Here is a 13,243-nt window from a genome sequence, read left to right as displayed (position 1 = left end):
GATGTTACGTATTGCCGATAAGGTTTTTGATTCGCATCTGTTTACCGGAACCGGAAAATTCGCCTCGCCGCAGCTGATGGTGGAGGCCATTCGTGAAAGCGGCAGCCAGCTGGTGACGCTGGCGCTCAAGCGCGTGGATCTGCGCCATCACAGCGATGCCATTCTGGCTCCGTTGCTGGAAGCAGGCGTGACGCTGCTGCCCAACACCTCCGGAGCGAAAACCGCCGAAGAGGCGATTTTCGCCGCACAGCTGGCGCGTGAAGCGCTCGGCACCGGCTGGCTGAAGCTGGAAATCCATCCGGATGCCCGCTGGCTGCTGCCCGACCCGATTGAAACGCTGAAAGCGGCTGAAAAGCTGGTTCAGCAAGGATTTACCGTTCTGCCTTACTGCGGGGCCGACCCGGTGCTGTGCAAACGTCTGGAAGAGGTCGGCTGCGCCGCCGTCATGCCGCTGGGGGCCCCCATTGGCTCCAACCAGGGGCTGGAAACCCGCGCGATGCTGGAAATCATTATTGAGCAGGCTACCGTGCCGGTGGTGGTTGATGCGGGCATTGGCGTGCCCAGCCATGCCGCGCAGGCGCTGGAAATGGGGGCTGACGCGGTGCTGGTCAATACGGCTATCGCGGTTGCCGACGATCCGGTCATGATGGCGCGGGCATTCCGCCTGGCCGTGGAGGCTGGCCTGCTGGCAAGGGGATCCGGCCCCGGCTCGCGCAGTTTCCAGGCGCAGGCCACCAGCCCGCTGACCGGTTTTCTGGAGGCGATCTCATGAGCACGTTTACCGAGCACTGGCGACAGCTTAACTGGGACGACATTGCCCTGCGCATCAACAGCAAAACGGCGGCTGACGTGGAGCGCGCGCTGCATGCCCGTCAGCTGACCCGCGAGGATCTGATGGCCCTGCTCTCCCCGGCGGCCAGCGCGTACCTCGAACCGATGGCTCAGCGAGCGCAGCGGCTCACCCGCCAGCGTTTTGGCAACACGGTGAGCTTCTACGTGCCGCTCTATCTCTCCAACCTGTGCGCCAATGACTGTACCTACTGCGGCTTCTCCATGAGCAATCGCATCAGGCGAAAAACCCTTGATGAGGGTGAGATTGCCCGTGAGTGTGCAGCCATCCGTGAAATGGGCTTTGAACATCTTCTGCTGGTCACGGGCGAACATCAGGGGAAAGTGGGAATGGACTATTTCCGTCAACACCTTCCCGCCATTCGCCGTCAGTTTGCGTCGTTGCAGATGGAAGTGCAGCCTCTGTCGCAGGAGGAGTACGCGGAGCTCAAAACGCTCGGGCTGGACGGGGTTATGGTCTATCAGGAAACCTACCACGAGGCGACGTACGCCCGGCACCACCTGAAAGGCAAGAAACAGGATTTCTTTTTCCGCCTGGAAACACCGGACAGGCTGGGTCGCGCCGGCATCGACAAAATCGGTCTGGGTGCGCTGATCGGGCTCTCCGACAGCTGGCGGGTGGATTGTTACATGGTGGCGGAACATCTGCTGTGGCTTCAACAACGCTACTGGCAGAGCCGTTATTCCATCTCCTTCCCGCGCCTGCGTCCCTGCGCGGGAGGAATTGAACCGGCTTCGCAGATGGATGAACGCCAGCTGGTGCAGACCATCTGCGCGTTTCGCCTGCTCGCACCGGAAGTGGAATTATCGCTCTCAACGCGCGAGTCCCCGGCGTTTCGCGATCGCGTCATCCCGCTTGCGATTAACAACGTCAGCGCATTTTCCAAAACGCAGCCAGGCGGCTACGCCGACGATCGTCCGGAGCTGGAACAGTTTGTACCGCATGATGGCCGACGTCCGGAAGCGGTCGCTGCCGCCCTGACGGCGCAGGGTCTGCAGCCTGTCTGGAAAGACTGGGACAGCTGGCTGGGAAGAGCCTCGCAGTGACGTTGAAACGCACTGCAACACGTTAAAAAATTATCGAGGCGCAACGAAAAGGCAAAACCGGAGGATTGTCAGCGATCGTCCGGTTTTTTATTGTCACACGGTCAGCAACGGATGCTGACCAGGGCGAAAAGCTTCTTCCTCGTTTCGCCCTGCCTCTGGTGCATTACACAAACGGTCCCTGCCAGTTTAATAAGTATTTTCTTAATGGTTCTTAAGATAAATCATCCCGTCAGAAATCGTGTGCCGTATAATTCACCGCTAACCGCAGGACAGCGACTATGCTGAGAGGATATCGGCAGACGAAAAGTATTCACCATCAGGAACGATGTACAGCTCATGGCACTTCACAGCAAAAAGCTCTCTTTTACCCGGCCCATTATGCTCAGCTTCGCGGGGATCCTCTGCAGTTTTGCGGTGATCGCGATCGCGGTGACGCTTTCGCAACGGAAGGATTTTCTTGAGGATTATCATAAGATCAATAGCAACTTCACGCACAACCTGGCGGTGAACTACACCGAATCTATCCTGCGTGAAAACGACTATATCCTGGGCCGTTCCGCGATGTACTTTGCGCGCGACGACAGGCTAAACGAGAGGCTCAACGTCAACCCGACGCAGGGGTTGCAGATGATGATGCATCTGCAGAACCTGATGCCGACCGTCTCCTCCATCTCGCTGGCGGACACGCAGGGGCATTATCTCCGCGCGCCGGAAGTGCTCCCCACGGAGACGAGTAAAACCTTCGATCCCCGGACGCGACCGTGGTTTGTCGCTCAGGCGGAAGCCAGCATCTTCAGCCACTATACCCGTCCTTACATGGACTACTTCACCGGTCATCCGACGGTGACCCTTTATAAGCCTTTGATCTCGCCTGAAGGGAGACTGAAGGGAACGCTCGCTTTCCATCTCGATTTGACCTCAATGGGCTTCACCCTGCGCCAGATGGTGGCGCCCGTTCAGGGGGAATTCTTCGTCGTCGAACGCGATGGTGCCGTGGTGCTGCATCCGGATACCGGCGCGCTCTTCAAGCAGTACGTGAGCGAAGCGCTGATGGACAAAATGACCAGCGGCGAAGGTCATCTTTACGACAAGAAAAGCAACGCCTGGTATTACTACTATTCGTTTACCAACCCGGACTGGTTTGTCATCTACCGGGTATCCGGCGCGACGCTTACTGATATTACCCGCCACGAAACGACAATCGTTGGCTGGGGGTTTGCGCTGGCGGCCATCATCATCATTCTCTTCGGCTTATACCTCCGCCACGCCTCGCGTAGCGTGCTGATGCACATTATCAATGCCATCAAAACCGGCGATGTCAGCGAGGCGCCGCGCCTGGAAGCGATGCTGAGCCACACGATTCAGTCCAATAAAGAGCGCGAAATGGCGTATGTGCGCCAGGCCACCCATGATGCGCTGACGGGCTGTAAAAACCGCCGCGCGTTCGACAGCGATGTCGCAGAGCTGCTGAATACTCAGCAGCCTTTCGCGATGGCGCTGGTGGATATCGATAACTTCAAGTCAATTAACGACACGCTGGGTCACCTGACCGGTGATATCGTTCTGCGCAACGTGGCTCGGGAAGGGATCCAGATTATGCAGCCACATCACGTTTCGGTTTACCGTTATGGTGGAGAAGAGTTCGCGGTCATCTTCCAGGCGGAGAAGATGTCTTCCGCGCTCTCCTTGCTCGAAGCATGGCGCACCGCCGTTGAAAATCGCGTCTGGCGGGAAGAAAACCTGCGCGTTACGTTCAGCGGTGGTCTTGGAGAGTGGCATTTTGAACCGCTGGAACAATTCGTCGGAAGCGTTGATAACGCCCTCTACAGCGCCAAACAGCAGGGAAAAAACCGCATCGTTCGCACATCCATCAGTTAATCCTCTCTCCTTAACCCTGCCCGTTTCGACGGGCCGGGTACCCGCCAGTGTAAAATTGTAACCGGTTTCAGAAAATCGCCTGTTTCTTTGTGATGCCTGACACACAATCGCGGTAAAGCGGTTGTTGAAGCGGTCTGCACGGGATAATTATCAATAAACACATGTAGATCGAGGCTGATTATGAAGAACATCGTTTTATGCTGTGCAGCGGGAATGTCAACCAGCATGCTGGTTCAACGTATGAAAGACGCCGCGCAGAAAAAAGGGGTTGAAGTCACCATTAAAGCCGTTCCGGTTGCGGAGTTTAAAGACAACATCGCGACGGCCGACATCGTATTACTGGGGCCACAGGTTAAATACGAGCAGGCTAAATTACAGGCACAGGCCGACCCGTTAGGTAAAAAGGTCGCGGTGATCGACATGATGGATTACGGCATGATGAAAGGTGATGCCGTACTGGATAAAGCGCTCAAACTTCTGGAGTCATAATGGAAGACTTAGAAACCACGATTATGGAACTGCTTGTTAACGCAGGTGCAGCGCGCAGTGCGGCCCTGACGGCGTTGCAGATGGCGCGTAAAGGTGAGTTTGACGAAGCTGAAAAAGCGATGGAAGAGTCGCGTGAATATGTGAAGCATGCGCACACCATACAGACGCAGCTTATTGGTCTTGATGAGGGGACCGGGAAACTTCCGGTTAACCTGATCACCGTCCACTCTCAGGATCACCTGATGAACGCCATGGTCATTCAGGACCTGGCAGGCGATATGATTGAGCTTTATCGCCGGATCCCGTTAGTGAATTGAAAACATGCAGCTGTAAAAAAACCCGCCGAGGCGGGTTTTTTATTAGCGGCTCAACGATTACTCGTTGTCGGAACCACCCAGACCTGCGTTCAGCAGTTCTGCCAGGCTCGCGGATGCATCTTCAGCAGTCACCTGCGGTGCAGCTGGCAGTTCGCCCGCAGCACGACGACGCATACGATCCTGATGGTACGCATAACCGGTACCAGCCGGGATCAGACGACCCACGATAACGTTCTCTTTCAGACCGCGCAGTTCATCACGTTTACCTGCAACAGCGGCTTCGGTCAGGACACGAGTCGTTTCCTGGAACGATGCTGCAGAGATGAAGGACTCGGTTGCCAGAGACGCTTTGGTGATACCCAGCAGATCGCGCGAGAAGGTCGCACCGATTTTGCCGTTCGCTTCCAGTTCGCGGTTAGCGATCTTGACGCGTGAGTATTCAACCTGCTCGCCTTCCAGGAACTCGGAGCTGCCCGCGTTTTCGATGGTTGCTTTACGCAGCATCTGACGAACGATAACTTCAATGTGCTTATCGTTAATCTTAACGCCCTGCAGACGGTAAACGTCCTGTACTTCGTTGGTGATGTAACGCGTTACCGCGTGTACTCCACGAAGACGCAGAATGTCGTGCGGTGCTTCTGGACCATCGGAAACCACGTCACCACGTTCTACACGTTCACCTTCGAACACGTTGAGCTGACGCCACTTAGGAATCATCTCTTCGTACGGTTCGCTGCCATCTACTGGCGTGATAACCAGACGGCGTTTACCTTTGGTCTCTTTACCGAAGGAGATGATACCGCTGATTTCAGCCAGGATTGCAGGCTCTTTCGGACGACGCGCTTCGAACAGATCCGCAACGCGTGGCAGACCACCGGTGATGTCCTTGGTACCGCCGGATTCCTGAGGAATACGCGCCAGGGTGTCACCAGAGCTGATCTGTACGCCATCTTCCAGCTGTACAATCGCTTTACCCGGCAGGAAGTACTGCGCAGGCATATCTGTACCCGGGATCAGAACGTCGTTACCCTGAGCATCAACGATTTTCAGTGCAGGACGCAGATCTTTACCACCAGTAGTACGTTCAGCAGAATCCAGAACCACCAGAGAAGACAGACCGGTCAGCTCGTCTGTCTGACGAGTAATGGTCTGGCCGTCAATCATGTCAGTGAAGCGGATGAAACCACTTACTTCGGTGATAACCGGCATGGTGTGTGGATCCCAGTTTGCAACGGTTTCACCGCCGGCAACCTGCTCGCCATCACCTTTCGCCATAACCGCACCGTAAGGCACTTTATAGCTCTCTTTGGTACGACCGAATTCGTCGATCAGCTTCAGCTCGGTGTTACGGGAAGTGATAACCAGTTTACCGCTGGAGTTCACAACCGACTTCGCGTTGCTGAGCTTGATGCTACCTTTGTTTTTCACCTGGATGCTGGATTCAGCAGCCGCACGAGATGCCGCACCACCGATGTGGAACGTACGCATCGTCAGCTGTGTACCCGGCTCACCGATGGACTGTGCCGCGATAACGCCGATGGCTTCACCTTTGTTGATGATGTGGCCACGCGCCAGGTCACGACCGTAGCAGTGTGCACATACACCAAAGTCGGTGTCACAGGATACAACGGAACGGACTTTCACGGAGTCAACAGAGTTTGCTTCCAGCAGGTCACACCAGTGCTCATGCAGCAGCGTGTTGCGTGGAACCAGAATGTCTGCCGTGCCCGGCTTCAGAATGTCTTCCGCGGTTACACGACCCAGAACGCGATCGCGCAGTGGCTCTTTAACATCACCACCCTCGATAACCGGGGTCATGGTGATACCTTCGAGGGTGCCACAATCGTCTTCGGTCACAACCAGGTCCTGCGCAACGTCAACCAGACGACGCGTCAGATAACCGGAGTTCGCTGTTTTCAGTGCGGTATCCGCCAGACCTTTACGCGCACCGTGCGTGGAGATGAAGTACTGGAGTACGTTCAGACCTTCACGGAAGTTCGCGGTGATTGGCGTTTCGATGATGGAGCCATCTGGCTTCGCCATCAGACCACGCATACCTGCCAGCTGACGAATCTGTGCTGCAGAACCACGCGCACCGGAGTCGGCCATCATGTAAATGCTGTTGAAGGAAACCTGCTGCTCTTCAACGCCGTCACGGTTAATCACGGTTTCGGTCTGCAGGTTATCCATCATCGCTTTGGATACACGATCGTTCGCCGCGGCCCAGATATCGATAACTTTGTTGTAGCGTTCGCCCGCGGTAACCAGACCAGACTGGAACTGCTCCTGGATCTCAGCAACTTCAGCTTCCGCTTCAGAGATGATCTCGTGTTTCTTCTCTGGGATGACCATGTCATCGATACCAACAGATGCACCTGAACGCGCTGCATACGCAAAGCCGGTGTACATTGTCTGGTCAGCGAAGATAACGGTCGGCTTCAGACCCAGAATGCGGTAACAGGTGTTCAGCATTTTGGAGATCGCTTTCTTGCCCAGCGCCTGGTTGACGATGGAGAAAGGCAGACCTTTCGGTACGATCATCCACAGAATGGCACGGCCAACGGTCGTGTCTTTCAGGCTGGTTTTCGCAACGAATTCGCCGTTTGCATCTTTTTCGTATTCGGTGATACGCACTTTAACGCGCGCATGCAGAGAGGCCAGGCCAGCGCGATAAATACGCTCAGCTTCTTTCGGGCCAGTCAGCACCATGCCTTCGCCTTTGGCGTTAACACAGTCACGGGTCATGTAGTACAGACCCAGTACAACGTCCTGAGAAGGAACAATGATTGGCTCACCGTTCGCTGGAGACAGGATGTTGTTGGTAGACATCATCAGCGCACGCGCTTCGAGCTGGGCTTCCAGCGTCAGCGGTACGTGAACAGCCATCTGGTCACCATCGAAGTCGGCGTTATATGCCGCACAAACCAGCGGGTGCAGCTGGATAGCTTTACCTTCGATCAGGACCGGCTCAAATGCCTGGATACCCAGACGGTGCAGGGTTGGTGCACGGTTCAGCAGTACCGGGTGTTCGCGGATCACTTCGTCCAGGATATCCCAAACGACAGCTTCTTCACGCTCAACCATTTTCTTCGCGGCTTTGATGGTGGTGGCCAGGCCACGCAGTTCCAGCTTGCCGTAGATGAATGGTTTGAACAGCTCCAGTGCCATTTTCTTCGGCAGACCGCACTGATGCAGACGCAGGTATGGACCTACGGTGATTACAGAACGACCGGAGTAGTCAACACGCTTACCGAGCAGGTTCTGACGGAAACGACCCTGTTTACCTTTGATCATGTCGGCCAAAGATTTCAGAGGACGTTTGTTAGAACCGGTGATCGCACGGCCACGACGACCGTTATCCAGCAGGGCATCTACCGCTTCCTGCAGCATACGTTTTTCGTTGCGTACGATGATGTCCGGCGCAGCCAGATCCAGCAGACGTTTCAGACGGTTGTTACGGTTGATCACGCGACGATACAGATCGTTCAGATCGGACGTTGCGAAACGACCACCATCCAGCGGAACCAGTGGACGCAGATCTGGCGGCAGAACCGGCAGAACGGTCAGGATCATCCACTCTGGCTTGTTACCAGACTGAACGAACGCTTCCAGCAGTTTGATACGCTTGGTCAGCTTTTTACGCTTGGTTTCGGAGTTGGTTTCGTTCAGCTCTTCACGCAGCTGCTCGCACTCTTGCTCCAGATCCATGCTCTTCAGCAGGGCCTGAATAGCTTCCGCACCCATCTTCGCGTCGAATTCGTCACCGAACTCTTCCAGCGCGTCCAGATACTGCTCTTCAGTCAGGATCTGATGACGTTCCAGGTTCGTCATCCCGCCTTCGATAACCACATAAGATTCGAAGTACAGAACACGTTCGATATCACGCAGCGGCATATCCAGCAGCAGACCGATACGGGACGGCAGGGATTTCAGGAACCAGATGTGAGCAGTCGGAGACGCCAGCTCGATGTGGCCCATACGCTCACGGCGTACTTTGGTCTGGGTCACTTCAACGCCGCACTTCTCACAGATCACACCACGGTGTTTCAGGCGCTTGTACTTACCGCACAGGCACTCGTAATCTTTTACTGGCCCGAAAATACGCGCACAGAAAAGGCCGTCACGCTCAGGTTTGAACGTACGGTAGTTGATGGTTTCCGGCTTTTTAACTTCACCGAAAGACCATGAACGGATCATGTCTGGCGAAGCCAGAGCAATTTTGATCGCATCAAACTCTTCGGTTTTAGTCTGCGCTTTCAGAAACTTTAATAAATCTTTCACGGATTTGCTCCCGTCGGAGTTAGCACAATCCGGTGCCGGGGATTAACCCGGCACCAGTGACCTGTTTGAGCGAGAATTACTCGTCTTCCAGTTCGATGTTGATACCCAGCGAACGAATCTCTTTCAACAGTACGTTGAAGGATTCTGGCATGCCCGGTTCCATCTGATGGTTGCCGTCCACGATGTTTTTATACATCTTGGTACGACCGTTCACGTCATCAGACTTAACGGTGAGCATTTCCTGCAGGGTGTATGCCGCGCCGTATGCTTCCAGCGCCCACACTTCCATCTCCCCGAAGCGCTGACCACCGAACTGTGCCTTACCACCCAGCGGCTGCTGAGTAACCAGGCTGTAAGAACCGGTAGAACGAGCGTGCATCTTGTCGTCGACCAGGTGGTTCAGTTTCAGCATGTACATGTAACCTACGGTTACCGGACGTTCGAACTGTTCACCGGTACGGCCGTCAAACAGCGTAATCTGACCAGACGTTGGCAGACCACCCAGTTGCAGCAGCTCTTTAATTTCAGCTTCTTTTGCACCGTCGAATACCGGCGTTGCAATTGGCATACCTTTGCGCAGGTTCTCTGCCAGACGCAGCACTTCTTCATCGCTGAAGGTGTTCAGGTCGACTTTCTGACGCACGTCGGTACCCAGATCGTAGGCACGCTGGATGAATTCGCGCAGTTTCGCGACTTCCTGCTGCTGTTTCAGCATGGCGTTAATCTTGTCGCCGATGCCTTTCGCAGCCATACCCAGGTGAGTTTCCAGGATCTGACCAATGTTCATACGAGACGGTACGCCCAGTGGGTTCAGTACGATATCTACCGGCGTACCGTTAGCATCGTGCGGCATATCTTCGATCGGGTTGATCTTAGAGATAACACCCTTGTTACCGTGACGACCTGCCATCTTATCACCAGGCTGGATCTGACGTTTAACAGCCAGATACACCTTAACAATCTTCAGCACGCCTGGTGCCAGATCGTCGCCCTGAGTGATTTTGCGGCGTTTCGCTTCGAGTTTTTTCTCGAACTCGTGTTTCAGTTCGTCATACTGCTCAGCCAGCTGTTCCAGCTGATTTTGTTTCTCTTCGTCGGTCAGGCCCAGTTCCAGCCAGCGATCGCGTGGCAGTTTGTCGAGCTTCTCAGCTTCAACGCCACCGGCAACCAGCACCGCATAGATACGGCTGAACAGACCCGCTTCGAGGATCTGCAGTTCTTCAGACAGGTCTTTCTTAGCCTGTTTGAGCTGCATCTCTTCGATTTCCAGCGCACGCTTATCTTTCTCAACGCCGTCACGAGTGAAGACCTGAACGTCGATAACCGTACCGGAAACACCGTTTGGTACGCGCAGAGAAGAGTCTTTAACGTCAGACGCTTTCTCACCGAAGATGGCACGCAGCAGTTTCTCTTCTGGCGTCAGCTGGGTTTCACCTTTAGGCGTAACCTTACCTACCAGAATGTCGCCGCCGGTCACTTCCGCACCGATGTAAACGATACCGGATTCATCCAGTTTGGAGAGCGCAGCTTCACCCACGTTAGGGATGTCAGCGGTGATCTCTTCTGGCCCCAGCTTGGTGTCACGGGACACACATGCCAGTTCCTGAATGTGGATGGTGGTGAAACGATCTTCCTGAACCACACGCTCGGAGACGAGGATGGAGTCTTCGAAGTTGTAACCGTTCCACGGCATGAACGCTACGCGCATGTTCTGACCGAGCGCCAGTTCACCGAGGTCGGTGGACGGACCGTCTGCCAGCACGTCGCCGCGCTCAACTGGCTCACCCAGAGATACGCAAGGCATCTGGTTGATACAGGTGTTCTGGTTAGAACGGGTGTATTTGGTCAGGTTATAAATGTCGATACCTGCTTCGCCCGGATACATCTCGTCTTCGTTAACTTTGATAACGATACGGGATGCGTCGACGTACTGAACGGTACCGCCACGCTTAGCAACTGCAGTAACACCGGAGTCAACGGCAACAGCACGTTCCATACCGGTACCAACCAGCGGCTTATCAGCGCGCAGAGTTGGAACGGCCTGACGTTGCATGTTCGCACCCATCAATGCACGGTTGGCGTCATCGTGTTCCAGGAACGGGATCAGGGACGCACCGACGGATACCACCTGCTGGGTGGATACGTCCATGTAGTCAACCTGGTCGCGGCTGAACAAGCTGGATTCGCCTTTGCTACGGCAGGTCACCAGATCTTCTACAAAGTGGCCTTCGTCATCCAGGTTGGAGTTCGCCTGAGCGATAACGTAGTTGCCTTCTTCGATAGCAGACAGGTAGTGAATTTCGTCGGTTACAACACCGTCAGTCACTTTACGGTACGGCGTCTCAAGGAAACCGTATTCGTTCGTCTGTGCGTACACGGACAGGGAGTTGATCAGACCGATGTTTGGACCTTCAGGCGTTTCGATTGGACATACGCGACCGTAGTGCGTCGGGTGTACGTCTCGAACTTCAAAGCCTGCACGTTCACGGGTCAGACCGCCTGGGCCGAGTGCAGAGATACGACGTTTGTGCGTAATCTCAGACAGCGGGTTGTTCTGGTCCATGAACTGAGACAGCTGGCTGGAACCAAAGAACTCTTTCACTGCTGCAGAAATCGGCTTGGCGTTGATCATATCCTGAGGCATCAGGGTATCCAGATCGCCCAGAGACAGACGCTCTTTCACCGCACGCTCTACACGCACCAGGCCAACGCGGAACTGGTTTTCCGCCATTTCGCCGACGGAACGGATACGACGGTTGCCGAGGTGGTCGATATCGTCCACTTCGCCTTTACCGTTACGGATATCGATGAGCTTCTTCATCACTTCGATGATGTCGTCTTTGCTCAGGATACCGGAACCTTCAATTTCGTCGCGCAGCAGAGAACGGTTGAACTTCATACGACCAACCGCAGACAGATCGTAGCGGTCTTCGGAGAAGAACAGATTCTCGAACAGGCTTTCCGCCGCTTCGCGAGTTGGTGGCTCACCAGGACGCATCATGCGGTAGATTTCAACCAGCGCACTCAGACGATCGGTCGTTGGGTCGACGCGTACAGTCTCAGAGATGTACGGACCGTGGTCCAGATCGTTGGTAAACAGCGTTTCGATACGTTTGTGGCCAGCCTGACTCAGCTTAGCCAGCAGATCCAGGCTCAGCTCCATGTTCGCCGGGCAGATCAGCTCGCCAGTTGATTCATCAACGTAATCTTTCGCGGCTACTTTTCCTGCAATGTATTCAACCGGAACTTCGATGTGTTTGATATCATCTTTTTCCAGCTGGCGGATGTGGCGCGCGGTGATACGGCGACCTTTTTCCACATACACTTTGCCGTCGGCTTCGATGTCGAACGACGCGGTCTCACCACGCAGACGTTCCGGCACCAGCTCCATCTGCAGCTTGTTGTCGCGGATTTCAAAGATCACTTTCTCAAAGAACAGGTCCAGGATCTGCTCAGTGGTATAGTTCAGTGCACGCAGAATGATGGTTGCAGGCAGTTTACGACGACGGTCGATACGGACAAACAGGTTGTCTTTTGGATCGAACTCGAAGTCCAGCCAGGAACCACGGTAAGGAATGATGCGTGCGTTATACAGTACTTTACCGGAAGAGTGTGTTTTACCTTTATCGCTGTCGAAGAAGACGCCCGGGCTACGATGCAGCTGGGAAACGATAACACGCTCAGTACCGTTGATAACGAAAGTACCGTTGTCAGTCATGAGTGGAATTTCACCCATGTAGACTTCTTGTTCTTTAATGTCTTTTACGGTGCCTTCCGGCGCTTCGCGCTCGTAGATCACCAGACGCAGTTTTACGCGCAGCGGTGCGGAATAGGTCACGCCACGGATCTGACATTCCTGAACGTCAAACACCGGTTCGCCAAGGCGGTAGCTGACGTACTGCAGCTCGGAGTTACCGCTGTAGCTCTGAATCGGGAACACGGAGCGGAAGGCTGCTTCCAGACCGTACTGCCCTTCAGGATCTTGCTCGATAAACTTCTGGAACGAGTCAAGCTGGATAGAAAGGAGATATGGAATGTCCAGAACTTGTGGACGTTTACCAAAATCCTTACGAATACGTTTTTTCTCGGTATAGGAGTAAACCATAGGGTTCCTCAGCTCGCTGACAAGTCGACCCATCTGTCCGACGAAGGGACAGTTTGTGCAACACCATTTTGTGGACCGGAAAATTGAATACTTTCCGCAATACCTGTTGCTATCACGCTTAAATCATTTCGTCGCGATTTACACAGAGCGAGCACCCTGTCGCAATATATTAAGTCGTCGATAGAAACATGCATTGTCAGGACAATCAGCAGTCAAACAGTGTGAAATGCTACTGATGCCTTACAGCGCAAAAAGGCTGGTGACTAAAAAGTCACCA

Annotated in this window: 7 protein-coding genes; 5 read left to right on the top strand and 2 right to left on the bottom strand. The window is 54.4% G+C overall.

The window, feature by feature from the left end:
• Position 1 precedes the first annotated feature (1 nt).
• The 5 genes from thiG (at position 2) to KGP25_RS01435 (ending at position 4,580) form a co-directional block, all read left to right on the top strand.
• A complete protein-coding gene (gene thiG / locus KGP25_RS01455) occupies positions 2-772 on the top strand; it encodes a thiazole synthase (RefSeq protein ID WP_223539862.1) in 771 nt (256 codons plus the stop codon).
• Positions 769-1,896 carry a 2-iminoacetate synthase ThiH gene (thiH, locus tag KGP25_RS01450; protein ID WP_223539861.1) on the top strand — a complete coding sequence of 376 codons (1,128 nt, stop codon included), beginning with the start codon at positions 769-771 and terminating at the stop codon, positions 1,894-1,896. Before thiG ends, thiH begins: the two co-directional genes overlap by 4 nt.
• A gap of 336 nt (positions 1,897-2,232) precedes the next feature.
• On the top strand, positions 2,233-3,774 hold the full coding sequence (locus tag KGP25_RS01445) for a sensor domain-containing diguanylate cyclase (protein ID WP_223539860.1): 1,542 nt from the start codon (positions 2,233-2,235) through the stop codon (positions 3,772-3,774).
• A 180-nt stretch (positions 3,775-3,954) separates the two neighbouring features.
• Positions 3,955-4,263 carry a PTS sugar transporter subunit IIB gene (locus KGP25_RS01440; protein ID WP_008503456.1) on the top strand — a complete coding sequence of 103 codons (309 nt, stop codon included), beginning with the start codon at positions 3,955-3,957 and terminating at the stop codon, positions 4,261-4,263.
• Positions 4,263-4,580: a PTS lactose/cellobiose transporter subunit IIA gene (locus KGP25_RS01435; protein ID WP_008503455.1), complete on the top strand. Its 318-nt coding sequence runs from the start codon at positions 4,263-4,265 to the stop codon at positions 4,578-4,580. Before KGP25_RS01440 ends, KGP25_RS01435 begins: the two co-directional genes overlap by 1 nt.
• A 57-nt stretch (positions 4,581-4,637) precedes the next feature.
• Here KGP25_RS01435 and rpoC read toward each other — a convergent pair whose 3' ends face one another.
• Both rpoC and rpoB read right to left on the bottom strand, forming a co-directional pair.
• Positions 4,638-8,861 (bottom strand): DNA-directed RNA polymerase subunit beta', encoded by a 4,224-nt coding sequence (gene rpoC, locus KGP25_RS01430; RefSeq protein WP_045909523.1) that lies wholly within the window; start codon positions 8,859-8,861, stop codon positions 4,638-4,640.
• A 76-nt stretch (positions 8,862-8,937) separates the two neighbouring features.
• Positions 8,938-12,966: a DNA-directed RNA polymerase subunit beta gene (gene rpoB / locus KGP25_RS01425; RefSeq protein ID WP_045909524.1), complete on the bottom strand. Its 4,029-nt coding sequence runs from the start codon at positions 12,964-12,966 to the stop codon at positions 8,938-8,940.
• Between the last annotated feature and the right edge of the window lie 277 nt (positions 12,967-13,243).

Origin of the sequence: Enterobacter sp. JBIWA003 (genome assembly GCF_019968825.1) — a bacterium.
Lineage (GTDB): Bacteria > Pseudomonadota > Gammaproteobacteria > Enterobacterales > Enterobacteriaceae > Enterobacter > Enterobacter quasiroggenkampii.
This window is presented reverse-complemented; position numbering and strand designations above follow the sequence as displayed.

Coding starts and splice junctions, on each gene's coding strand:
- rpoB (WP_045909524.1), bottom strand. CDS start 12,966: ATGGTTTACTCCTATACCGAGAAAAAACGTATTCGTAAGGATTTTGGT.
- thiG (WP_223539862.1), top strand. CDS start 2: ATGTTACGTATTGCCGATAAGGTTTTTGATTCGCATCTGTTTACCGGA.
- thiH (WP_223539861.1), top strand. CDS start 769: ATGAGCACGTTTACCGAGCACTGGCGACAGCTTAACTGGGACGACATT.
- KGP25_RS01440 (WP_008503456.1), top strand. CDS start 3,955: ATGAAGAACATCGTTTTATGCTGTGCAGCGGGAATGTCAACCAGCATG.
- KGP25_RS01435 (WP_008503455.1), top strand. CDS start 4,263: ATGGAAGACTTAGAAACCACGATTATGGAACTGCTTGTTAACGCAGGT.
- KGP25_RS01445 (WP_223539860.1), top strand. CDS start 2,233: ATGGCACTTCACAGCAAAAAGCTCTCTTTTACCCGGCCCATTATGCTC.